We start from the raw sequence: 22,960 nt of genomic DNA, 5'->3' as shown, positions 1-22,960 counted from the left end.
TTATTAGTGTTGTTGGTGAATGACCTTCTGAGAGGTTCAGTGGTGGGCTCAGATACGGAAGTGCACATAGAACGCGACGGCATCAACGCATTGGTGGTGCCTGAGTGGGCAAAACAGTTCGACCCTGATTGGTTTGACCCTGGTTACTGGGGTGAGGGCGCCGTGCCGGTATCATCGGGTGGGCGTGGGAGTGCCTGGTTTATTGAGCGCAGCCCTGAACATTGGGTTCTTCGTCATTATCGTCGGGGAGGACTGGTTGGAAAGCTGATACATGACCGGTACCTTTACGCAGGCGAGGCGCACGTTCGCTCGTTTGCTGAATTCCGGCTGTTAATCCAGCTTCGTGTTTTGGGACTGCCTGTACCTGAGCCTGTAGCTGTTATGTACCAGCGCAGGAGATTGTTTTATTCCTCGGCCATTATCATCGAACGCCTTCACGGTGTTCGCCCATTAGGGGATGTTGCTCTAGCCCTGGACAAACACCGTTGGCGCGAAATCGGGCAAGTGATTCGCCAATTCCATGATGCGGGTGTGTATCACGCGGATTTGAACTGTTTCAATATTCTGGTCGGAGAGGCCTCAATCCACCTGATCGATTTTGATAAAGGTGAGCTTCGAGCTCCTCTATCACTGTACCGCACCTCCTGGAAAGGCAATACTGTAGGTCGGTTGAAGCGTTCCCTGAGCAAGGCTTATGGTGACGGACTGGAGCGCCAATGGCAGTTTTTCCTTGAGGGGTACAACGTCTCCACTAACGTGTAATGAGAGAACTCAAGAGATCCTCCATAGCGTGTTTTTGATTCACCATTGAATACGTTTGGGCAAGACTTGCCGCCGCCTGACTGGCCCGCTTGCTGGCGACGGGGTCTGTCAGAATGTTTTGCGCGGTTTTCCCCCAGTCCTCCAGGTTGTATCCGCTTATTACTTCTGGCACTGAGTGGTCCCGCATCAACTCAGCTACGCCGACGTTGTCACTTGCGATCGTCGGTACTCCACAAGCCAATCCCTCCAGGACTACACGGCCATACTCTTCCAGTAAGGCGGGGAAGATGTGTAAATCCAAGGCATGAAACAATTCGTGAACGTTTGGTACCGGGTCAATAAATCGAATCCGGAACTGCAAGTCGTGTGCAGATATTTGTTCGGCAAAACGAGTACTGTCTGATTTTCCCACGACAAGGAATTCAATCGGCAAAGATGTGTTTGCTGTGAGAAATCCGGCGATCTCCAGAAAGAAGTGAACGTTTCGCTTGGTAAAGTCTCCGGACGTGATCAGCCCAACAACCGTGGAGGTTTCCGGGATCTGCAACTCTCGGCGAGCTATCCTCCGTAGTTCATCTTTGCCCGATGTATTGAACAGACTGGTATCAACGCCCTGGTAGAAAACACGTAGCTTCTCTTCGGGTACTGAATATCGGCGATGGAAATCATCGGCCATAAGTTTGGAGTTGGTGATGAGTACCCGGTAATCTCCAGCGGAGATAACGGAGTCGTGGAAGGCTGCTACATCAAGCTCCGGAGTGCCGCATTTTTCTTCATGCAACCTGACACAGTTGTGCATCACCAGGATGTCGTTGCTGTGGCTGTCACCATGACTGAAAAAGAGGTCGAAAGGGTTTGCTCTTAACCAGCGTTGTACTCGCTTATCAAACCAGGTTCTGCGATAGACTCCTTTGATTGGCCATCGCATGATGCGAACGAAATCTGCTCCACATTCATCCAGGATTTTTCGGTTATAGCGTTCTGCGATGACCGTAATGTCATAGCCCAACGCCTTGAGGTACTGGCAGTGTTCAATAACATTCCGAACAGCACCCGTGTACCGCTGAATTTGTCTGATAGCGATGACGGCTTTCAATTTAGACTCTTCCTGTGAGTGTTACAGATGAACCACGCAGCAACGGCATAATACAAACCATAGTTCTGAATAACTCTCCTCTGATCAAACAGGGTGATTGTAAGCCCAAAGAAGATGAAGGATAGAAAAATCACAGCCAGTGTCACACGCAGAATATGGTGGTTCCGATGGCTGCCAGGGCGAGGTGTGGTCAAGTAGAACAAGGGAAGAGTCAGCATTAATAGCAAAAGAAACAGACCTATTAGGCCGTGAGATGCAAGCTGATACAGGTATTGATTGTGAGGCTCGGAAGAAAAATCGGACATGAGTGGTTTTAGATGCCCTTCTGAAATCCGGGTAAGGATTTCGGTTCGGTATCCAGAGAAACCCGAACCAATAACAGGTGCCTCGGTAATCACATTCAATGCTGCATCCCACATGAGCAAGCGCATTCCCATGGAGGTGTACAACTGACCTTCTGAAAATTTATCCAGCTCACTCAGGGTTAGCTCATATCGTTCGGAGATAGGGTCAACATACTTGACTGAGACGATGGCAGCAGACGCGACGAGCGCGAGCGTAATGACGAAGTAGCGAATTTGGTTTCGAGTAACGCTGAACCAGAACCCAACAGCGAGGAGCGCCAGAAACAAAGCAACCAGGCCGCCCCGGGATCCGGACTCCATAAAGGCTATCAGTGCACCAACACTTCCCATCGCGGCTATCACATACCAGTGACGCTTGCTCTGGGTGAGTAATCCCCCAACGCAGAGTATCAAGGTAACAAGGGCGATATTGCCAAAATGGATGGCATGAACCAGTCCATCTAACCTGCCCGCGCCGTCGTGCACGATCCAATACGCCAGAAACACCAGACCGCTCAGGGAAAAACTCAGTAACAGATCTTTTGCCCGGAACCGCGCATGAAACAGGAGTGCGATGACAGGAATGCTGATCAATAGCAGGGCGTGTCGCTCCACACGGGATTTCGCGAAATCGCTGGGATCAACGAGCCAGTAAATAATGATTGACCACACAAAGAAGAGAAACGGTGTGGCAACGAATAGCAGGGCCTTTGGTTCAAAGCAAAGTCTCCTGCGAACGTTGGCGCTGATCGCAAATGAGGCGATTCCGGCGAGCCCCAAAAAGTACCAAAGGGCACTGCCGTACCCATCAACGATGACGCTGAGTGCAGGGAAGGTGCCAATGACGATAAGCAGTAAATATTTGAGGGCGGATGCCAGGCCAGGTTGAGCTGGGGTCATTTGATGCCGCCTGACTTACTGCTGTGTCTGTTTTTGTAGAGCTTGACGAGGGTCTCCAGCTTGACAGGATGCACATGGACCAAGCGTTTCAGAAACAGGTTTGCCTTCACTGAAGCTGGTGCTTTAGGGAAATCCGGGGCACAGTAACAGCGATAAATCTCTTGCCATTCCCAGTGTTGCCACTGGGCGCATTGCCCTTTGGTACGTGAGATTCGGGCGGTTCCTAGAAACTTCTGGCAAAGCCCCAAACCGAGCTCGGCAGGGGAGGCTATTACCAAGTTGTTGGCGAAACACTGCTCGGATATTTCAAGGTTTTCTGGGCTGTTGTCCAGGAGACCATTGATGTAGATCGAGGAGTCAAACTTCTGAAGGGCTCGAACCCAGAACGCTTGAGTACAATCAGTTGCGAATCCGTCGAATAGCACGTTCTCTCTGTCAGTTTCGTAGTCCGTGGCATCAGGAAATAACTCCAAATCCCAAAGCGCTAACAGGTCTTTCTTCAGGCCAAAGTAGAAAAAGTCGGATAGATGAAATGGTACGCGGAAGCCTTTCGCATATTGCCGTGTGAATACGTTAGCGACAACAACCCGTTCATCCAGCAAACAATGAGATTTACTCCGCTTGGGATACTTTTGCTGAAGTTCTATGAAGGAGTTTCCGGTGAGGAAATTGTCGCTTCGAAGCTTTATCGCATAGCGAGTGGTTACCTTTTTTAATCCTTCACGAGTCGATACAATTTGGCGATTGTTATTGAAATACTGAGGATTGCCGTCCGACTTTAGAAATCTTACGTTGGGTCCTGGGTCTTCTGAAATCACCAGCTCGTCATAGTCCAATCCACTCAAGTCTTGGGATGGCCAAGTAGAGAGGATAATGCGGCTTCCTGGGAGCTGCGAGCGAACCGATTCGAGACATTTTTTTGTGATCCCTGGCTCCTGGGCTCTGTCCTGGAACGTTTGGACAGGTCCTTGCACGACAACGGTAATATCTTTGTGGTTAATCATGATTGTGTATTTGGTCTGGAGGTCGCAAATTCCTGATACTCTGACGGCGTGCCGCAGAAGATGACATCGTCTCCGTTGATCAAATGGTAATAAACATTCTTTCCCTGTTTGATGGTCAGATTATACAGCGGCGCAATATAAAGCTCTCCCTTGGCCCACTGACTTTTGGGCATTTGGCTGTATAACTCGAAAGCGTCGATAAAATCCTGGCGGTTTGAATAGTGATACAGTCCGGTGCTGCAAAGGTCAGAAATGCGGACTTTTTCTGTTGTTCTGCGCACCCGTCCATTCTCTGATAAATTCGGTTCAACAAAGGACCAATGGTCTCCTGGTCCTTGGAATACCTCTAAATACCCGCTCCCTTTTTTACTTTCAGCTGGAAAAGTAAAGTTGGGTCGAAATGTATCAATATTGAAGATCGTCAGGGACTGATTGGTATTCTTGGACTGTTTTAGCGCGAGATAAACCGTTTCAGCCTGTCCTCGAGTTTCTTCATCAAGAGTAACAATTTGGTAGCTCTTGATACCCAAGGCTTTAACCCTATCAGTGACGAAATTCAGAGTGTCGTGAACGTCGCGGATTACGAAAAGAAATGTCTCAGAGTCAAAATATTTTTTGAAGCTCAGGACGGAGTGATCGAAAAGGGTTTGTCCGTGGGCTTCGAGCATGTATTTAGGCTTGTCGTAACCCGCTTTGAAAAATCGAGAGCTGAGGCCTGCCATTGGAATTACAATCATTGCGAGTGTCGCTCCATCAAGTCGTAAAGCCTGAAGGCATTGGCAAACAGGGCATTCTGTCGATTAGGGTCATCTGCATGCAGCGGCAGCATAGACAAAAACAGCTGTACCTGCATGGCGTAGAGTTCGGAGTGTGTTATGGAAAACCGTGAGTCTAGCATTCCCAGGAAAAGCTGTTGAACGTCGTGGTGCTTCGCTGATTCCGGTAGTGTGATCGATATGTCATTTCCGCTCAAACAGGTGTTGTGATAGCCCGCGATTATCCAGTCATACATTCCCAGAATGGAGTGGCTGAGTTTGGCCAGGTCATAGCGAATGTCTCCATAAGCGCTGATTGTTCCATCAGGGGTCATTCCTCTGGGGTCAATGACTTTGATTCGATTGGTTCTGAACTCGTAAAGGATATTGCTGAAGCAAAAGTCGCCGTGGATGAGCGTGGTGTGTACGTCATGCTTTGGGAGATTCGCCTGGCTGCCTCGAACAAGGTCATTAATAGATAACTTCCGTTTGCGACCACTCGATCCCTGGGGGCGGTATGTAAACAGATTATCGGCAGATAATCCTCGGTCTTCACAAAAGGTCCGCAATCTGGTTTCCGTTTTGACGGTAAAAAGTGTGTTCAAGTCGGATGTGGGGGTATCCTTTTCAGGCTTTGGATGTGAAACGCAGGTGGTAAGGAAGTTCAGGCATTCTTTAAAGATTTTCTTCCACAAAAGCGCAGGGACATCTGCAAAGACAAAAAGCTCGTTGAGTGCGGTATGGTGCAGGTATTCGAGCCGGTAGGCTCCGCTCTCTGTGTTTTCCGGTCGGCCAAGATACTGGGGCGTGAAACGGCGAACCATTTGGGGGAGGCTCTCAAACCAGTTTGCCTCTGCTTCAATCTTGTCACCGTGGTTACCAGATTTTTCGATCCAGTCAGGTGTTATCTTGAGGTGGTTAAAGACCCTCTGGGTCGTGTGTGCCGATTTAGATCGGTAATAAGTGTTTGCATGCCCGAAATCCAGCCAGTTAGGAACTTTGCTAGTGCTGAGGCCAACTGCTTTTCGATATCGGCCTAACCCCTCGAGAAACTGCCAGTTGGACTGGGTGATACATCTGATCAATTGTCGCGGGCTACTAAACTTGAAGTATCCGGTGACAACCTCATGTTCCTGTTGTACAGGGGTGTTTTGGCAGCTGGTGAGCCAGTTGTCGTCATTTTCCGTTACGATTGCCCAGTCGTAGTTGTCTTCAACATTGGCCACTGCAACCAGATCATCCCCGTGAGGCAGTGGATCAACCAGCGTGTCACCGAAGAGCACATGCAGAGGTGTCTCAAGCCCTTGTTCAATCAGGTTCAGCGCTGCAACCAAAGAAGCCCCAAGGCTGAGGCCGTCTGGGAGCGGGATAATAGTGATTTTATTTTGGTCAAGCCATGCCTGGTCAAAGTACGAAATCTTGAACGACTCAGGAACGGTAAGAAACACGGGAGTGTTCTCTGGTGCGAGGCGCACCTGATGTTGGAAAAGCCGCCGGTTGCCCAGAGGCAGGAAGCTGGGAGGCAGTGCTCCGAATTCTGATCGAAGCTCTTGGGTTATATAGGCCGCAGACATTATCAGGAACATCAGTGCTTTTCCTGTTCGATGAGCGCCTTGATTTCTTCCGGAGTCAGGCGGGTGAACTCTGACGGACGTATTGCGCGGTCGTCAATATAGAACCCTTCAAAACCGCACCAGGGCTTGCCTACATGAATTTCGTCATAAGGCACATCGTGACGATCCAACCATTCCGTCACGATCGGTAGCGTATGTATGTTGATCTTCCCCACGTTACCTTCGAACGTTCTCATATTTCGAGCTGTCTGAATAATCACCTCGTAACCGAGTTCTTTATAAAAGCGAAGCCTATCGATTACGTCCAGGTTCGGTGATACGTTCCGGTAATCGGATGTGTCACCCTTCGTGATGGTCCCGTCGAGATCGACAATCAATTTTTTCATTACAATAGCCTCGAAACCGGTTCAATATTCTTCAGAGCAATTAAAGGCGCCTTCAGGAAGTGTAAGTAGTTGCTTCAGGTTGTTTATGTGGCAGTAATGGTTGCCCTCGCTCAAATTTTCCACTTGGTTGTTGAGGAGAATGCCAGCGCCTAAGCCTGCTGATTTTGCAGCGGTCATGTCAGAGACTTTGTCACCAACCATCAGGCAAAACTTTGGCACAAGCCTAAACTCCTCAATCCCCCTCAAGATCATCCCCGGCTTAGGCTTCCTGCAATCGCAATCCCGCTCATCAGCAGGCCCAAAGTCCGGATGGTGGGGGCAATAATAAACCTTGGTGATGGTCACATCCTGTTCCTTGAAGCGTTCTACCATCCAGTCTGTTAGCTCCTGGAATTGAGCTTCTGAGTACATGCCTCGGGCAATGCCGGACTGGTTGGTGACGACAATCAGCAGATAACCCTGTTCCTGGAAGTGCCGGCAGGCCTCGAATATACCGTCTACGAATTCAAAATCCTCTTTGCGGTACACATAGCCATGATCCACGTTGATCACGCCATCCCGGTCCAGAAATACGGCTTTGTTGGTCATAGGTTCTGTTCCTGAATACAGCAGCTCAACATCTCGATAACCTGTTCCGTCGAGATGTTTTCCATCAACTCCTCACCCTTGAGCCTCTGGCCCCAGCGGCTTTGCTCCGGCGTTTCCCCTCGCATCTGTTTCAGAGCGGGGGTGTAGGCGTCCACCACATAGTTCTGCCACAGGTAGGGGCCAGTGCGTTTCGGGTTGCTGTGAGCGTAGAGGCCAATAACGGGTGTGCCTGCAGCGACGGCCATGTGGGCCGGGCCGGTGTCTGGTGCTAGCACAAGGCTGGCTTCGCCAATCAGGGCGAACAGTTGCTTAAGGTTCGATTGCCCAACGAGGTTATGCAGGGAGTGTCTGGCGTGTGCCTGAATGCTGGCGGCCAATTCCTTTTCATGATCGGCCGGGCCGCCACACAGATACACGGAAAAACCCTTACTGGCGGCGTAGTCAGCTACCGCGGCGTAGCGGTCTGGTAGCCAGTTCCGTTCGGCGTTGGAGGCGGCGGGTGTGATAATAAGGTGTTTGCGGGTGCCCGGGTCGAGCTGGGCTATGGCCCAGTCCCGGTCTTCCGCATTAACCGGAATGTTCCAGGCGGGCGCCTCGAGAGGCACTCCCAGCGATTCCTGGAATTGTCGGAAATTGTCCAGCACGTGGACCTTGTCCGTTGGCTCGATCCGCTCATTGATAAACAGGCTGTGCAGCTCTTTGCTTTTGGCTTTGTCGTAGCCGATTCGTCGCTTGGCGGAAATACACAAGCTGGCAAGATTCGCTCTCAGGGCGACTTGCATCAAGAGCAGGGCATCATATCGTTTGCCCTGGAGCTGGTGCCGGAGGTTGCGGTAGGCGGCCAGGCCCTGTTTCTTGTCAAACACGACAAAGTTGACGTCGTCCATGCCCGCCATCAGTGCGGCTTCAGCCTTGCCGATCACCCAGGTGATCTCAGTGTCCGGGTAATATTGCCGAATTGCATGCACTACCGCAGCGGCGTTGCAGGTGTCGCCAATGGCCGACAGGCGCAGCAGGCATATGGAGCGTGGCGCAGACAATTCAGCCTCGTACTTTCTTGATCAGCCCGGTAGTGGAGCGGCCTTCAACCGTGGGCAGGATGGCAACCTCACCGCCGTTGTCCTGAACAAAGTCCGCGCCGACGATGGTGTCGATTGAGTAGTCGCCGCCTTTGGCGAGCACCTGCGGATTCACCCGTTTGATGAGTTGCTCCGGGGTGTCGTTTTCCTCAGTGTTGTCACCGAAGGGAATGACCCAGTCCACGCAGGCCAGGGCGGATAGCACCTCCATACGGTCTTCCAGTGAGTTTACCGGGCGTTCTTCGCCCTTCAGGCGACGCACGGAGGCATCGGAGTTCAGCCCGACAACCAGTCGGTCACCGAGCGCTCGGGCCTGGGCCAGGTAGCGCACATGGCCGGCATGCAGGATGTCGAAGCAACCGTTGGTAAAGACAATCCGTTCGCCCTGTTGGCGGGCGTAATCAATGTGCAGCAGGCTCTGCTCGACACTGGGGTGGTAGCCGCTGGTCTTGGCCGACCACTGGTGGCTGGCGCGGGCAGCCAGCTCTTCCGGGGAGACGGTGGCGGCACCCAGTTTGGCCACCACAATGCCAGCCGCAAGGTTGGATAGCCAGGCGGCGTCTTTCAATGCGAACCCGGCGCTCAGCAAGGTGCCCAGGGTGGCAATCACTGTATCGCCGGCGCCAGTGACGTCACTCACTTCCAGAACCTCCGCCGGGAAGTGATGGTGCTCCGTCGGGGTGATCAGGCTCATGCCTTGCTCGCTGCGGGTCAGCAGCATGGTATCGATGCCCGCGTCGGCCAGCATGGCCCGTGCCGAACTCAGCATGGCGTCATCTGAGGAGGCATCGCCGCCGGCGGCCTTGAATTCGCTCAGGTTCGGGGTAATCACCGTGGCGCCCCGATAGAGGGAGAAATCCTTGCTTTTCGGGTCCACCAGCACCTGCTTGCCGGCCTTTCGCGCGGCCTGAATCAGGTCGCCAACACAGGCGAGTGTGCCTTTGGCGTAGTCACTGATGATGACAGTATTGTATTGCTCAACCAGTTCTCCGTAACGCTGCTTGACGCTTTCGGCCTGGGCGACGGGGAAGGTGTCTTCCATGTCTAGCCGAACCATCTGTTGATGGCGGGAGATAATGCGAGTTTTGGATATCGTGCGTGCGTCGTCCAGTTCCAGGAGCTCGGAATGGACCTTTTCCTTGACCAGAAGGTCTTTCAGCAAACGACCGTCAGTGTCGTTGCCGATGATGCCAAGAATGGCAGCCTGGCCATCAAGGTGGGCAATATTTCTGGCAACGTTGGCGGCACCGCCTGCCCGGTCTTCTGTGTGGGCAACCCGGACCACCGGCACCGGTGCTTCCGGTGAAATGCGGTTGGTGTCGCCAATGAAATAGCGGTCGAGCATGACATCGCCAATCACCAGCACAGAGGCGGTCTGAAGCTGGTTCAGCTGGGCCAGGTCAAGCATCAGTCAAGGCCTCCGGACAGCACCACCTCATCCATCGCTTCACACAGCCAGTGGCCAAAGAACATATGGGCCTCCTGGATGCGGGCGGTTTCGTCACTGTTGATGATGATGGATAACTTGGCGATGTCTTTGACTTTGCCGCCGTCCCGACCGGTCAACGCCACGGTAGCGGCGCCCAGATCATTGGCGGCCTTCAAGGCGCGGTTGATGTTTTCGCTCTGGCCGGAGGTGGTCAGGCCGATTACCAGGTCCTCGGGCTTACCCAAACCCAGAACTTGCCGCTCGAACACCGTCTCAAACTCGTAGTCGTTCGGATGTGCAGTCAGAATCGAGGTGTCAGTAGTCAGCGCGATGGACGCCAGCGGGCCGCGTTCTTTCTTGTAGCGCACCATGAATTCTGCTGCCAGGTGCTGGGAGTCGGCGGCGCTGCCGCCGTTGCCCAGAAAGATGACCTTGCCGCCGTTTTTCAGGCACTGCCGGGTAAGCTCGAGCAGTTGTTCCGCCGCTTCCTGATGCTTTTCCAGAATGGCGAAGGTCTTGCGGTGCCGTTCCAGAGTGGCGAGGTAACTGCTTGGCTGGGACATGGGAGCCTCCGGTGTGAGCTGTCATCTGGTCGCGCCGGCGTTTCTTGGTACCGGCTGAAAGCGCAAAGTGTACCATGGAGGCCTGAGGCGTCCCATATGCTTTTTTTCGTACTAACCAGCTGTTAATGCAGCGTTCACGGTGGTTTTCGACGGTGGTGTGAACGGATATGGCGGTTTTAGCGATGGGCAAAAGGGGTTAAGATGACAGCCATATTCCGGGCCGCTACCCAGGCCCGCCCGCGCGGAATTTTCAGGAGTCTTATCATGATTGTCGTCACTGGCGGAGCCGGTTTCATCGGAGCGAACATTGTCCACGCACTTAATCTGAGGGGTGAGACAGACATTCTGGTTGTCGACGATCTGACCGATGGCACCTATTTCCGTAATTTGGCGGAGCTCGATATCACCGATTACATGGATAAGGGCGAGTTCCTTGAGCGGGTCAAAGCGAATGACCTGCCGGTAGGTATCCGCGCCATCTTCCACGAGGGGGCTTGCTCAGATACGACGGAGTGGGACGGCAAGTTCATGATGGAGAACAACTACACCTACTCCAAAGTGCTGCTGCACTGGTGTCTGGATCACAAAGTACCTTTCCTCTACGCCTCCAGTGCGGCGGTCTACGGTGCCAGTGATGAGTTCCGGGAAGAGCGCGAGTGCGAACGGCCGCTGAACGTGTATGGCTATTCCAAGTGGCAGTTTGACCAGTACGTACGCAAGATCCTGCCGTCTGCCCGTAGCCAGATCGTGGGCTTCCGTTACTTTAACGTGTATGGCCCCAGGGAGCAGCACAAGGGCAAGATGGCGTCCGTGGCCTATCACCTGCATGAACAGATCAAGGCCGGCCAGAATCCCAAACTGTTCGAGGGCTGGGATGGCTACTCCGACGGTGGGCAACAGCGTGATTTCGTGTATGTTGACGACGTGTGCAAGGTGAACCTGTGGTTCTTTGATAATCCGGATCAGTCCGGCATTTTCAATCTGGGCACCGGCCGTGCCCAGTCGTTCCTGGAGGTGGCCGAGGCGGTCATCCAGTACCACGGCAAGGGCAAAGTGGAGTTCATTCCCTTCCCGGATGAGCTGAAAGGGCGCTATCAGAGCTTTACCCAGGCGGATGTCAGTTCATTGCGTGATGCGGGCTATACCGATCCGTTCACTGACGTTGCTGCTGGTGTCGCTGCATACCTGGCCTGGCTGGATCGATGAAATACCTTGTGGTTGGCCCGTCCTGGGTGGGCGATATGGTGATGGCCCAGGCGCTGTTCATGTCCCTAAAACAGCAGGACCCGCAAGCTGAAGTCGATGTGCTGGCGCCCGGGTGGTCGCTCCCGATCATCGCCCGTATGCCTGAGGTCAACACAGGCATTGCGGCACCCTGGAAAAGTGGCGAGCTGGCCCTGAAGGCTCAGTGGCGACTGGCCAGAACACTGAAAGGGTATGATAAAGCCATTGTCCTGCCGCGTTCGTTCAAGTCCGCTTTGATCCCTTTCTTTGCTGGCATTCCCGAGCGGGTTGGTTTCAGTGGGGAAGGACGCTCGATTCTGCTGACCGATGCCCGGCGCAGACACCCGACCCGAGACGGCTCTACCATCACAGACAAAACCGTGTGGCGTTACATGGGGCTTGGGGCGAGCAAGGCGGATTACGAAACCTATCAGTTTGATGTGCCACAACCGTCACTGACGATTGACAAAGCGAACCTGCACGACGTGATGGGCAAACTGCGCCTGGACCCGGAACGCCCCGCCATTGCCATCTGCCCTGGTGCGGAGTTCGGCCCGGCAAAGCAGTGGCCTCTTGAAAGCCACCGGGCGCTGGCCGAAAAACTGGTGCAGCAGGGTTTTCAAGTCTGGGTTATGGGCGGCCCGAAAGATGTGGAGCCGGGTGATCAGATTGCCAATGGTCAGGAAGGCGTTTTCAATCTTTGTGGCAAAACCCGCCTGGAAGATACCGTGGATCTGTTCAGTCATTGCCGCAAAGTGGTCAGTCACGATTCCGGCTTGATGCACGTGGCCGCCGCTTCTGGTGCTGATGTGGTTGCCATCTACGGTTCCACCAGCCCGGGTTTCACGCCGCCGCTGACGGATAAGGCGACGATTGTCCGGCACCCGGTGGAGTGTAGTCCCTGCTTTGAGCGAACCTGCCGTTTTGGCCATTACAACTGCTTGATGGGTATTTCCGTGCAGCGGGTTCTGGAGGCGTGCCAGTGAAACTCAGCGCGGTACTGATCACTAAAAATGCAGGGCCTGAGTTTGCCAAATGCCTGGAGAGTCTAGCGTTTGCCGATGAGATTGTAGTGCTGGACTCCGGCTCTAAAGACGATACGCTGGCCGTCGCCGAGCAATTCGGGGCGCGCATTTTCCAATCGGACGACTGGCCAGGCTTTGGTCCGCAGCGTCAGAGAGCTCAAAGCCATGCCCGTGGGGAATGGCTGCTCTGGATCGATACCGACGAAGTGGTCACCCCGGAACTGGCCTCGTCCATTAAGCACGCCATCGAGAAAGCGCCGGCGAAGCAGGTGTTTCAGGTAAAGCGGTTGTCGTGGTTTTTTGGCCGTTTCATCCGGCACTCTGGCTGGTATCCCGACAAAGTGGTCCGGTTGTACCGCCATGAAGAATACGGGTATAACGATGCGCTGGTGCATGAAAAGGTGCACTGCCCAGAAGCCAGCGTGGAGACATTGGCTGGGGATTTGCTGCACTACACCGCGACCAATTTCCCGGACTACATGGCGAAATCCGTCCGCTATGCGGAGGACTGGGCCGAGGGGCGGGCTCGCCGTGGCAAGAAAGCATCACTGTTCTCCGCCTGCACCCACAGTTTGGGCGCATTTGTCCGGAAGTATCTGCTTCAAAGAGGTTTTCTGGACGGCCGGCATGGGTTTTTGCTGGCCGTCACCACCGCCATTTATGCCTTCAACAAATACGCAGCACTCTGGATTAAAACTCGCCGTTGACGGTTTCACTCAGCACCTTCAAAAGAGCTTCAGACGACTGCTGTACGTGAAAGTGCGAGGCGATTCTATTTCGAGCGCTTTGGCCCATATTTGCGCATAGTTCTGGGGATTCATGCAGCCGCTGAATGCCTGCAGCAATTTCTTCAGCGCTACCGGGCGTTACGCGTATGCCGGAAACGCCATCTTCAATGAGCTCCGCACTTCCTCCGGTATCGCTGACGATTGGTGCAACGCCATAGGCCATAGCTTCAATCACCGTTTTTGGAAGCCCCTCACGTTTGGTCGAAGCCAGCACGGATACCTGGCAGGACGCAATGATGGCTGGCGCGTCTTTTCTGAATCCAGTCAGGTGAATTCTGTCGGCCATCGGGCTGGCCTGGATTAGAGCCTGAACCTCTGGATTGTCCATTCCCCGGCCCACGAGCAATAGGTGGATGTTGCTGTCCGCGGGTAAAAGGTGTGTGGCTTTCAGCAGAATTGGCAGTCCTTTTCTGGGGCGGATATTTGCCACCGACCCAACCACAAAGGCGCCATCCGGTACGCCGAATTGTGTGAGGTCTACCGGAGTATCCTGGTACCAGTCGAGATCGTGGCCTTTATAGACCGTACAAACTTTGTCTTTGTTGCCCCATACGTGCTTTTGTAGGTCATCGCGGGTTGCTTTGGAAACACAGATAATTCGATCCACCCGTGGGCTTAGGTGGGTAAGGTAGCCACTTGGGTCCCAGCGGCTGATATTGCCGGTTTGGCCTCGATAGGTCATAACTTTGACTGGCAGGCCGATTGCCGCAAGGTTGGTGTTAGCGATGGCTTTGTTGTTAAAGCAGTACACGGCGTCAAACTTGCCTTCGATCAGGAGGTGACGAATTCGACGAATGGCTTCAGGCTCTATTTTCTTTCGGGGGTGGAAACCGTGTACCTTGATGCCGTTTTCTTCAAAACGGGAGCGGTACTCCGCATCCGGTTGTGTCATCAGCTCAACTTCGACACCCAATTTTGCCAGCCCGATCAGCATTTCGGCTTCTGGCCGAACAGAGTTCCAGGTATCTACATAGGAGCTGATTACAAGTAGCTTCACAGTGTTATGTCCTTTTCATGGTCGATCTCTTACACTGCCGCCATTAAAACATCGACGGGGCCGAGTTGGTATGCACATTTGCCACGTAAACCTGGCCGGAGGTTTTTCCGGTGGCGAACGACAGACTGTAAACCTGATTCGGGAGCTGGCGAAGCGCGGTATTCAGCAAACGCTGGTGGCCAGGCCTGGGAGTCGCCTATGGGCAGAGCTGGAAGACACCCAGTCGCTCGGAAGGCGCGAGTGTGCACATTTTCTGTTGGGCCACGGCAAGGGAAGCTGGGACCTCGTTCATTGCCACGACGGCAAAGCAGTCTACTGGGCCTGGATCGAATCCCGCTTGCGCGGAACGCCTTACGTCATCACCAGGCGAGTCGATAATCCCATCGGAACAGGGCGATTGACGGCTGCGGCCTATGGTGGAGCCGCGACCATCGCCTGCCTGAGCTCTGCCATTGAATCTGTTGTGCAGCACCGGCTGGGCGATGTCGACACTGTCATCATCCCGTCAAGTTTTTCAGGCTTCCCGGCCGCACCAGAGGCCGTAGCAGCCATCAGACAGCAGTATCCCGCCAAACGTCTGGTCGGTCAGGTGGGCCGCCTCCTGAAGCACAAGGGTTATCACATCACGATTGAGGCAGCGCGTTTAATGGCCAATCTCAGGCCAGACGTGCAGTTCGTATTTCTGGGAGAAGGGCCAGATGAACAATGGCTCAAATCCCAGGCACAGGATTTGCCCAACGTCAGTTTTCTGGGGCACCAGGATAGCGTTGGGGATTGGTTGGCAGCTCTGGATGTCTTCGTGTTCCCCTCACTCTCCGAGGGGCTTGGCTCAACGATTCTTGAGGCCATGCAACACCATGTGCCGGTGGTTGGGGCCAAAGCCGGAGGCATTTCTGACCTGATCTCAGATAAAACGAATGGCCTTCTGGTATCCCCGGGTGACCCGGAGGCTTTGGCTTCGGCGATTCAGTATATCCTCGATAACCCAGAGCAGGCCGCCGCTTTCGCAGACGCTGCCCTGGCAGGCTTAACGGCGTTCAGCCCTGAATCGGTGGCGGAGCGTTACCTGGGCCTCTACTCCGCAACCTTGCAATCCCAAGGGGGTTCCTGACAGCCGGGCGGTTAGTCGCAAATCTGCCCGGGCTTATAAGGATTCGGATTCCCCGGTGGCCGGTGCCGCATGCGTTTGTACTCCCACTGGTACTGCTCAGGGGCCATTCGCACCACCTTTTCCACGGATTGATTCAAGGCGGTGGCGCCGGCCACTGTGTCATCGGCACCGATGCCGGGCTCCGCCGGAGTGACCAGAATCTTGAAGCCTTCGCCATTCGGCAGCCGCTCAGCGTAAGTGACGAGCACATTGGCGCCGGTTTTCTGCACCAATTTGCCCACCAGTGTCATGGTCATCACGTCCATGCCAAAAAAGGGCGCGTAGGCGTTGGTTTTGCCCCGGGGAGACTGGTCGGGAAGAATACCGGCTACGCCGCCTTCCTTCAAAATGCCCATCAGGCGCATCAGGCCTTTGCGGTCGCCGCGTACCAGTTCGGAGCCCAGGCGCCCCCTCACCCGAATCATGTAATCTTCGAATTCCTTGATGTGCGGAGGGCTGTATAGCGCGGCCATTTTATAGCGGGAGGAGAAAAACAGACCGGCCAGTTCCCAGTTGCCAAGGTGGGGCGCGAGCAAGATCAATCCTTTGCCGGTCGCCAGGGCCTCATCAACCAGCTCCAGGCCTTCGGTTTGCTTGATCAATCCGAGGCACTTATCTACGGGCCACTCCCACATCAGCGGAATTTCCAGGGCCGTCATGCCGGTGTGGGCCAGGGAATCTCTGGAGAGGTCCCTGCGCTGCTCTTCGGTGAGTTCCGGCAGGCAGATGTCCAGATTGATGTCGGTGATCTTCTTTGGCCTGCCGCCCAGTTTCCAGGCGAGAAGGCCCAGCCACTTGCCGATGAACTGTGCGGCTCCGAGGGGTAAAAAGCTAACTATCCGCAACAGGCCGGCAATCAGGTAATACTTGAGTTTGCTCATGATCTGCCGTACCGGTCCTCGAATCGTACGATATCGTCTTCACCCAGGTATGAACCGGACTGCACTTCAATCAGCTCCAGGTCAATAACGCCGGGATTTTCGAGGCAATGGACCTGTCCGACCGGGATGTAAGTGGACTGGTTTTCAGTGACCAGGTATGAGTCCTCGCCATTGGTTACCTTGGCGGTGCCGCTGACAACAATCCAGTGCTCTGCCCGGTGGTGGTGCATCTGCACAGACAGCTTGGCGCCGGGCTTCACGGTGATGCGTTTCACCTGATAGCGGTGCCCGTTATCGATGGAATCATAAACGCCCCAGGGCCGGTAGACTTCCCGGTGGTTCATATGTTCGTGCCGGCCGTCGTTCTTGATGCGTTCAACCACTTTCTTGACGTCCTGCACCTGGTCCTTGTGGGCGACAAGCAGGGCATCTTTCGTTTCGATGATCACCAGATCTTTCACGCCAACGGTGGCCACCAGTCGGCTGTCTGCCCGCACCAGTGTGCTTTCTGTGTGGTGGGCGATGACATCACCGCTGAATGCATTGCCGTTGCCGTCTTTCTCGGAAACTTCCCAGAGCGCGGACCAGGAACCGATATCGCTCCAGCCGGCATCGAGCGCCACCACGGCGGCGTTGTCCGTCTTTTCCATCACAGCGTAATCGATGGAATCTTCCGGGCAGTCGGCAAACACGCTTTCGTTCACACGGGTGAAATGCAGGTCTTCGCTGGCGTCGTCCAGGGCTGCCTGGCAGATGGCGAGAATGTCCGGGCGATGCTTCTGCAGCTCCTGAAGATAGGTGCGGGCACCGAACAGGAACATGCCGCTGTTCCAGAGGTAATCACCGGATGCAAGGTATTCTTCCGCAGTGGTCTGGTCGGGTTTCTCCACAAACCGGCTGACGCTGAAGCTGTCCTCGGCCAGTGCCGGGCCTTGCTGGATATAACCGTAACCGGTTTCCGCATGGCCGGGCACTATGCCGAAAGTCACCAGTTTGTCTTGCTGCGCCAGGGGGATGGCGTTCTGGATACCGTTCTGGAACGCGCCGACGTCTTTGATCAGGTGGTCTGCCGCCAGAACCAGCATCAGCGGGTTCTGGTTTTCGTCAATGTTCTTGACCAATTGCAGGGCTGCCAGAGCGATGGCCGGTGCCGTGTTGCGCCCGCAGGGTTCCAGAATGATTCGGGCATCGTTGTAGCCTGCCTGGCGCATTTGTTCCGCCGCCAGAAACCGGTGGTCTTCGTTGCAGATCAGCAGTGGATCGGCGGATTCCATACCATCCAGCCGGGCCACGGTCAGTTGCAGCATGGATAGATGTTGGTCCGTCAGTTTCAGGAACTGCTTGGGGTTCAGTTGCCTGGATAACGGCCAAAGGCGAGAGCCGGTGCCTCCGGCCATAACGACGGGGTGAATCATGTGTTTGCTCCACGCGTAGCTTTCGGTCAGCATTGTCCTTTTCTGATGGCTGAATATTATCACAGGTGCGCTAACTCGGCAGTGTTTGGGGCCGAGCAGGGTCCAGTTTGCAGGTGTTTATGATGAAACTGCCGTTATCGGTTTACTACATCACGTTGAATGAAGAGGAGAGGCTGCCGGAATCTCTTGAGAAGGTGAAGGACTGGGCTGATGAAATCATCGTTGTTGATTCGGGTAGCACAGACCGAACCTGTGAACTAGCAGTGGCCGCCGGCGCCCGAGTGGTTTATCGGGAATGGGAAGGCTTTGCGAGCCAGAAGGCTTATGCCGCCAGCTTGTGTGCGAACGACTGGGTACTTGATCTGGATGCTGATGAAGTGCTTTCCGATACCTTGGTACGAAACATCAAGCAGCTGTTCTCCAAGCCGATCTCTCCGGATATTGCGGGCTATCGTATGCGTTGGGTTTTGTCACCTCCCAACCCGCAGCATCCTTTCAGGCATGACAAGTCCAAGAAAATTCTGCGGCTCTATAACCGAAAGCGGGCTTCGATTAATGCAGAAAAATACAGCAACGACGATCGGCCTCGAGTGCATGAGGGTATTGTGGGAGAGCTCAAAGGTAATGTTCTGCACAGGACCCTGATCTCTCTGGAACAAATGGAGAGAAAGTACTTGCAGCTGTCCAACGAGCAGGCCAGGTTTCTGTATGAGAAAGGCCGGCGAATTTCGACCCCGCGCTTGATGGTCGAATTTCCTTTAAAGTTTTTGAAGTATTACCTGATTCACCGCCAGGTATTGAATGGCTGGTTTGGGTTCAGTGTTTCCATCGTGGCCGCAAACCGTAATTTCATGCGATTGGCGAAGGCGAGGGAAATGCAGATGTTAGAACGGGTCAGTCATACCGATGATCGGGAGCGGTAAGGCACCCTTACGGTTTCTGTTCGGCTTGATACACCCTGACCGTTGCTTCAGCCATGCTCCTGAGGGTGAGGTGTGATTTGGTATAGTCAAATGCCGATTGCTCAGATTCTCGAAGCCCATCCAGGTTATTAAGTGCGCTGGAGATGACAGCGGCGATAGCCTGTGCAGAAATGTCATCGGCGAGCGCGTTGTCTGGAAGTAGGTCGACACTGCCGGAAACCGGGGTTGAGACCACCGGCAGTCCGGCCATCAAGGCTTCGATCAAAACGTAAGGAAACCCCTCCCTCCTTGAGCTGAGAACCATCAAGTCTGCATTGGACAATGCCGATGCCAGTGTTGTTTGGTGTCCTGCCATCGTCACCGAGTGTCTCAGGCTTTCATCGCCAATCAGCCGATTCAGGTTTCTGGCTTCGGAGCCGTCACCAAAGATGGTGAGGTGTGCCGTCGGAAAACGGTCATGGATCATGCTCCATGCCTGAATTAGCATGTCGAACCCCTTGACTGGCTCCAGTCTCCCGGCAGCAATGACGTTCGTTGTTTCGGGGAGTGGATAGTTGCCGTGGGGCGATTTCGGGGTTTCCTTCCGGATTCCATTGTAAATCAGATGACGGGACGGATGACTAAGGCCCTCGTAGATCGACCCGCTGACGGCAATGACTTTATCCAGCAGAAGAAAAGGGCGAAGGTTTGATTTGCTTCCGTGAATCGTCCCTACGGTTTGCCAGGTCTGATGAGGCAACCTGCCCAGTATGAGGGCGGCTTTATTGCCGTGGGCGTGGGCGATATCGGGAGAAACCCGCTTCAATATTCGGGAAACGCACCAGCGAAGCCAAGGGTTGTTTCGGCTCAGCTTCATTGGGCACGGGTGAAACTCGGCGAATGGGAAGTGCGTGCGGTAGTCGGGATGGGCGATTATGTGCACCTCATGTCCGAGGCTCGTGAGGGCTTCTGTCAGGTCCGCCACATGTTTTTCCATGCCGCCCCAGGAACTACCAGGCGTTGCGAGTATCAGGGCGACCTTCAATCGGGCCTCCCGTTCAGGGCCTGCTGATATACCCGAAGCGTCGCCTCCGTCTGCGCCCGCAACAAAAACCGCTCCGGCAGCTCAATCTCCGGCCTTGGTTTGTCCAGTAATCCCAGCACTGCACTGGCAAATGCCCCGGTATCATCCGGGGTCACCAGCCCATCCCGAAAGCAGGCTTGCAGAGTTTCCGCCGCACCGCCCCGGTTGTAGGCCACCACTGGCGTACCGGACGCCAACGCTTCGGTCACTGTGCGGCCAAACGGCTCCGGTTTGGTAGACATATGGCATACCGCATCGGCGAACAGATACAGGTTGGTCATGTCGTTGCGCTGGCCGAGGAATGTGACTTTATCGGTCAGGCCCAGCCGGCACCGCTCTCTTTCAAGCTCCTGCAGGAATCGTTCTTTTCCCGGTTCGGCCCCGCCTACGATGATGCCGTGACAATCCGGCCGCTGGCGGACAATGCGGGCCATGGCTTCAAGGTAGTCCAGCTGGCCTTTCCAGCGGGAGATGCGGCCGGGCATCATAATGATTTTCTTGCCGGCCAGTTGGGGGAAGCGGGACAGGAGAATGTCCAGCCACTGATCATTTATGGCGCGGTTGCGGAAGGCGTCGATATCCACGCCCCGCTGGATCACGGTCAGCTTGTGCTCGGGTACGTCGAAATGCGCCAGCACGTAATCCCGCACGCAGTTGGAAACGGCGATAACCTGGTCGGCCGTGCTCATGATGGCACTGTAGGGGTTCACCGAATACATGCCATGGAACGTTGAAACAACCGCCGGATGCTGGTCGGCAGGGAGGGTTTTCAGGGCCAGGTTGACAATCCAGGCGGGCATGCGGGAGCGCACATGCACAATATCTGGTTGCAGCTCCTGCAACAATTTGCGCATGGGCAGAATCTGCCCGAACGACGCCGGTGTCTTGCGGTGAATGGGCAGGTGGATATGGTTAGAACCCTGGCCGCGTACTTGCTCTGCCATCGGGCCGCCGTTGGACACCACAAACGATTCATGGCCGCGTTTCACCAGCTCTGCGGCGAACTCCACGGTGCCCCGCTCCACGCCTCCGCTGTAAAGTGCTGGCAATGCCTGAAGAATTCTCATGGCCGGGGCTCCTTGGGCGGCTTCTGGAAAGAGGCCAGAAATCTACCGGCCACCCATCGGGCTGCACGGTCGGCTTCCCATAGCTGTTCATGCCTTTCGGCCTGCTCTGCCATCACGCTGGCATGGTCGGCCCAGTGCGCCACCAGGCCTCGGTCCGCCAGGCGTTTAATCCCATTGGCAACGCGGCTGTTGGCACGTGGGTTCAAATTCAGCAAGCCGGTGGGTACGCCAGAGGTAGCGGCTTCACACACCATGGAAATGCTGTCAGGGGTTACCCAAACGGCGCGGGATGCGGAAAGCTGATGGCTCAGCCAGTCGTCGTGGGTGCGAGAGTGATGTACCACGGAGATTTTCGGGCTTTCCAGTTCTGCCAGCCGTTCGGTAGTACTCTCCGGTGTCCGGCGTGAGTCCGTGATGGTCCAGCGCCATTGTGGGTAGCGGGCAATCAGGTCGGTTATCTGGTTGAGTATGGCATCGCCATCCCAGTCAAAATGTTCGGATTGGCCACCCACCAGAATCAGGGCTTCCGGTTTGCTGGTCAGCCTGGCGAGGGGTGTAATGGTGTTGATCACGCCCTCGGTCTGCAGAATGTTGTTAGCGGCTTTTACCTCATCATGGGCCGGGATAATCGCGCCATCTACCCAGCCCAGCGGGAAGGCCGGTTTCATCAGTGCCAGGGTCTTGCCCCGGCGCCGCAGCGACAGTAACAGGCGGTGGGTGCCAGTGCCTGCGGCCACAATAAGGTCTGGTTTTGGGAATGCGGCATCCATGGCCGGTGCCACGCCCAGAAAGGCCCGCCATAGTGGCACCGGGTAATCTGCAGCGTTAATCCAGTACAGGCTGGCCCCGGTCAGCACCCGCAGGCGATTGCCCAGCCCCTTGAGTTGGTTTTTGTGGCCGGGCTTGTTGTCAGTTAACAGCCAGACAACCGGTGCTTGCGAGTGATTGCTCACGGGTTATTCCTTGCGCTTGCGCCCATAAAAGCCGGGGTCTTCGCGGTCCGGGCGGGTTTTGAAGCGGCGGTGCATCCACAGGTACTGGTCTGGCGCTTTGCGAATCTCCTGCTCGATGACGGCATTGATCCGGGTTGCATCGTCCAGGTCGTCACCGCTCGGGAAGTTCTCAAGGGCCGGGTGGAAATAGATGTCATAGCCGGGTTTGTCATCGCGGCGAAAATGGCTGAAGGGCACCACTTTGCATCCGCTGCGTTCGGCAATGCGCGAGGTGGCGGTGATGGTGCCAGCGGGAATGCCGAAGAAAGGGGCAAACACGATGTCTTTGCGGCCATAGTCCTGGTCGGTGGCGTACCAAACGGTTCGGTTCTTTTTAAGGCAGCGAAACAAACCGCGAAGGTCGCGTGCGCCTAACACAGTACCGTATCGACGGCCTCGGGCGCGGGTCATTACCGCATTCATTAGGGGGTTGTTGTGATCCCGTTGCATCACATCAGCCTCAATAAACTCAGTCGTCAGGCCTCCGCCCAAATCCAGAGTGCTGTAATGCCCACCAAGCAATAGCACTCCGTGGCCAGCTTCCAATGCCTTGTGATAGTGCTCAATGCCATGCACTCGAGTAATACTTCTCAATTTTGCTGGGTCCCGGAACCAGGCGATACCAATCTCCAAAAGACCGATGCCATTGGCAATGAAGGAGTTGCGCACCAGGGCGGTCTGTTGCTGTTCGTTCAGCTCCGGGAAGCACAGCCGGATGTTGACCTCGGTAATGTGTCGCCGGCTTTTCGCCAGTTTCCAGGCGAGCAATCCCACCATCTTGCCCAGCCACCATTGAAACCGGATGGGCAGTTGGGCAACCAGCCACATCACGCCAATACCCAGCCAGGTTGGCCACCAGCGAGGATGACGGTAAGCTGAATAGTCGGTGTTCCTTGGAAGTTTGCGGTACTTCTTTTTCAAAATCGTGAATCCTGCATCGACAAACGTTTAACCC

General features: G+C 54.9%; 23 protein-coding genes. 6 read left to right on the top strand and 17 right to left on the bottom strand.

The genetic code is table 11. The features are described from left to right. Positions 1-60: 60 nt before the first annotated feature. Complete coding sequence (locus ACTZWX_RS15090) at positions 61-762, top strand: 3-deoxy-D-manno-octulosonic acid kinase (protein ID WP_444714644.1); 702 nt, start codon at positions 61-63, stop codon at positions 760-762. Here ACTZWX_RS15090 and ACTZWX_RS15085 read toward each other — a convergent pair. From ACTZWX_RS15085 to ACTZWX_RS15040, 10 genes are read right to left on the bottom strand one after another with little or no spacing between them, the layout of a single operon-like run. Further along, positions 752-1,858: a glycosyltransferase family 4 protein gene (locus ACTZWX_RS15085; RefSeq protein ID WP_444714643.1), complete on the bottom strand. Its 1,107-nt coding sequence runs from the start codon at positions 1,856-1,858 to the stop codon at positions 752-754. The genes ACTZWX_RS15090 and ACTZWX_RS15085 overlap by 11 nt on opposite strands. Next, a complete protein-coding gene (locus ACTZWX_RS15080; protein WP_444714642.1) occupies positions 1,855-3,102 on the bottom strand; it encodes an O-antigen ligase family protein in 1,248 nt (415 codons plus the stop codon). The genes ACTZWX_RS15085 and ACTZWX_RS15080 overlap by 4 nt, the downstream gene beginning before the upstream one ends. Continuing rightward, positions 3,099-4,106, bottom strand: a complete 1,008-nt coding sequence (locus ACTZWX_RS15075) for a WavE lipopolysaccharide synthesis family protein (protein ID WP_444714641.1) — start codon at positions 4,104-4,106, stop codon at positions 3,099-3,101. The genes ACTZWX_RS15080 and ACTZWX_RS15075 overlap by 4 nt, the downstream gene beginning before the upstream one ends. Continuing rightward, positions 4,103-4,843, bottom strand: a complete 741-nt coding sequence (locus ACTZWX_RS15070) for a glycosyltransferase family 2 protein (protein ID WP_444714640.1) — start codon at positions 4,841-4,843, stop codon at positions 4,103-4,105. The genes ACTZWX_RS15075 and ACTZWX_RS15070 overlap by 4 nt, the downstream gene beginning before the upstream one ends. Beyond that, a complete protein-coding gene (locus ACTZWX_RS15065) occupies positions 4,840-6,447 on the bottom strand; it encodes a capsular biosynthesis protein (RefSeq protein WP_444714639.1) in 1,608 nt (535 codons plus the stop codon). The genes ACTZWX_RS15070 and ACTZWX_RS15065 overlap by 4 nt, the downstream gene beginning before the upstream one ends. After that, entirely contained in the window at positions 6,447-6,821 is a 375-nt protein-coding gene (locus ACTZWX_RS15060; RefSeq protein WP_444714638.1) for a capsular biosynthesis protein, read from the bottom strand. The genes ACTZWX_RS15065 and ACTZWX_RS15060 overlap by 1 nt, the downstream gene beginning before the upstream one ends. 21 nt (positions 6,822-6,842) lie before the next feature. Further along, positions 6,843-7,409: a D-glycero-beta-D-manno-heptose 1,7-bisphosphate 7-phosphatase gene (gene gmhB, locus ACTZWX_RS15055; protein WP_444714637.1), complete on the bottom strand. Its 567-nt coding sequence runs from the start codon at positions 7,407-7,409 to the stop codon at positions 6,843-6,845. Beyond that, positions 7,406-8,449, bottom strand: coding sequence for a glycosyltransferase family 9 protein (locus ACTZWX_RS15050; RefSeq protein ID WP_444714636.1), 1,044 nt, complete (start codon positions 8,447-8,449; stop codon positions 7,406-7,408). Before ACTZWX_RS15050 ends, gmhB begins: the two co-directional genes overlap by 4 nt. Position 8,450: 1 nt before the next feature. Beyond that, complete coding sequence (gene hldE / locus ACTZWX_RS15045) at positions 8,451-9,899, bottom strand: bifunctional D-glycero-beta-D-manno-heptose-7-phosphate kinase/D-glycero-beta-D-manno-heptose 1-phosphate adenylyltransferase HldE (RefSeq protein WP_444714685.1); 1,449 nt, start codon at positions 9,897-9,899, stop codon at positions 8,451-8,453. Then, positions 9,896-10,480 (bottom strand): D-sedoheptulose-7-phosphate isomerase, encoded by a 585-nt coding sequence (locus ACTZWX_RS15040; protein WP_444714635.1) that lies wholly within the window; start codon positions 10,478-10,480, stop codon positions 9,896-9,898. Before ACTZWX_RS15040 ends, hldE begins: the two co-directional genes overlap by 4 nt. A 264-nt stretch (positions 10,481-10,744) precedes the next feature. Here ACTZWX_RS15040 and rfaD point away from each other — a divergent pair, with 264 nt between their 5' ends. From rfaD to ACTZWX_RS15025, 3 genes are read left to right on the top strand one after another with little or no spacing between them, the layout of a single operon-like run. Next, a complete protein-coding gene (gene rfaD, locus ACTZWX_RS15035) occupies positions 10,745-11,686 on the top strand; it encodes an ADP-glyceromanno-heptose 6-epimerase (RefSeq protein ID WP_444714634.1) in 942 nt (313 codons plus the stop codon). After that, positions 11,683-12,690 carry a lipopolysaccharide heptosyltransferase II gene (gene waaF, locus ACTZWX_RS15030; protein WP_444714633.1) on the top strand — a complete coding sequence of 336 codons (1,008 nt, stop codon included), beginning with the start codon at positions 11,683-11,685 and terminating at the stop codon, positions 12,688-12,690. Before rfaD ends, waaF begins: the two co-directional genes overlap by 4 nt. After that, positions 12,687-13,436 carry a glycosyltransferase family 2 protein gene (locus ACTZWX_RS15025; protein ID WP_444714632.1) on the top strand — a complete coding sequence of 250 codons (750 nt, stop codon included), beginning with the start codon at positions 12,687-12,689 and terminating at the stop codon, positions 13,434-13,436. The genes waaF and ACTZWX_RS15025 overlap by 4 nt, the downstream gene beginning before the upstream one ends. Here ACTZWX_RS15025 and ACTZWX_RS15020 read toward each other — a convergent pair. Then, a complete protein-coding gene (locus tag ACTZWX_RS15020) occupies positions 13,420-14,451 on the bottom strand; it encodes a glycosyltransferase family 4 protein (RefSeq protein WP_444714631.1) in 1,032 nt (343 codons plus the stop codon). The two genes, ACTZWX_RS15025 and ACTZWX_RS15020, sit on opposite strands and share 17 nt — an antisense overlap. Before the next feature lie 133 nt (positions 14,452-14,584). Here ACTZWX_RS15020 and ACTZWX_RS15015 point away from each other — a divergent pair, with 133 nt between their 5' ends. Then, positions 14,585-15,625, top strand: a complete 1,041-nt coding sequence (locus ACTZWX_RS15015) for a glycosyltransferase family 4 protein (RefSeq protein ID WP_444714630.1) — start codon at positions 14,585-14,587, stop codon at positions 15,623-15,625. Positions 15,626-15,636: 11 nt separating this feature from the next. On the opposite strand, the gene ACTZWX_RS15010 is transcribed toward ACTZWX_RS15015, so the two are convergent. Both ACTZWX_RS15010 and ACTZWX_RS15005 read right to left on the bottom strand, forming a co-directional pair. Further along, positions 15,637-16,545, bottom strand: a complete 909-nt coding sequence (locus tag ACTZWX_RS15010) for a lysophospholipid acyltransferase family protein (RefSeq protein ID WP_444714629.1) — start codon at positions 16,543-16,545, stop codon at positions 15,637-15,639. Then, on the bottom strand, positions 16,542-17,960 hold the full coding sequence (locus ACTZWX_RS15005; protein ID WP_444714628.1) for a mannose-1-phosphate guanylyltransferase/mannose-6-phosphate isomerase: 1,419 nt from the start codon (positions 17,958-17,960) through the stop codon (positions 16,542-16,544). The genes ACTZWX_RS15010 and ACTZWX_RS15005 overlap by 4 nt, the downstream gene beginning before the upstream one ends. Before the next feature lie 122 nt (positions 17,961-18,082). Between ACTZWX_RS15005 and ACTZWX_RS15000 the strand changes: the two genes are divergently transcribed. Next, entirely contained in the window at positions 18,083-18,883 is an 801-nt protein-coding gene (locus tag ACTZWX_RS15000; protein WP_444714627.1) for a glycosyltransferase family 2 protein, read from the top strand. 7 nt (positions 18,884-18,890) lie between these two features. Here the strand turns inward: ACTZWX_RS15000 and ACTZWX_RS14995 are convergent, their stop codons facing one another. The 4 genes from ACTZWX_RS14995 to lpxL are packed head-to-tail and all read right to left on the bottom strand — an operon-like array spanning position 18,891 to position 22,926. Further along, entirely contained in the window at positions 18,891-19,907 is a 1,017-nt protein-coding gene (locus ACTZWX_RS14995; protein ID WP_444714626.1) for a glycosyltransferase, read from the bottom strand. Beyond that, entirely contained in the window at positions 19,904-21,013 is a 1,110-nt protein-coding gene (locus ACTZWX_RS14990; RefSeq protein ID WP_444714625.1) for a glycosyltransferase family 4 protein, read from the bottom strand. The genes ACTZWX_RS14995 and ACTZWX_RS14990 overlap by 4 nt, the downstream gene beginning before the upstream one ends. Then, the gene (locus ACTZWX_RS14985) at positions 21,010-21,966 is read right to left on the bottom strand and encodes a mitochondrial fission ELM1 family protein (RefSeq protein ID WP_444714624.1); all 957 of its coding nucleotides are present in this window, start codon (positions 21,964-21,966) and stop codon (positions 21,010-21,012) included. Before ACTZWX_RS14985 ends, ACTZWX_RS14990 begins: the two co-directional genes overlap by 4 nt. 3 nt (positions 21,967-21,969) lie before the next feature. Beyond that, the gene (gene lpxL / locus ACTZWX_RS14980) at positions 21,970-22,926 is read right to left on the bottom strand and encodes an LpxL/LpxP family Kdo(2)-lipid IV(A) lauroyl/palmitoleoyl acyltransferase (RefSeq protein ID WP_444714623.1); all 957 of its coding nucleotides are present in this window, start codon (positions 22,924-22,926) and stop codon (positions 21,970-21,972) included. Positions 22,927-22,960: the final 34 nt, after the last annotated feature.

Origin of the sequence: Marinobacter sp. NSM, assembly GCF_052380025.1 — a bacterium.
Lineage (GTDB): Bacteria > Pseudomonadota > Gammaproteobacteria > Pseudomonadales > Oleiphilaceae > Marinobacter.
Note: the sequence above shows the minus strand (reverse complement) of the source record. Positions and strands in the feature narration are given on the sequence as shown.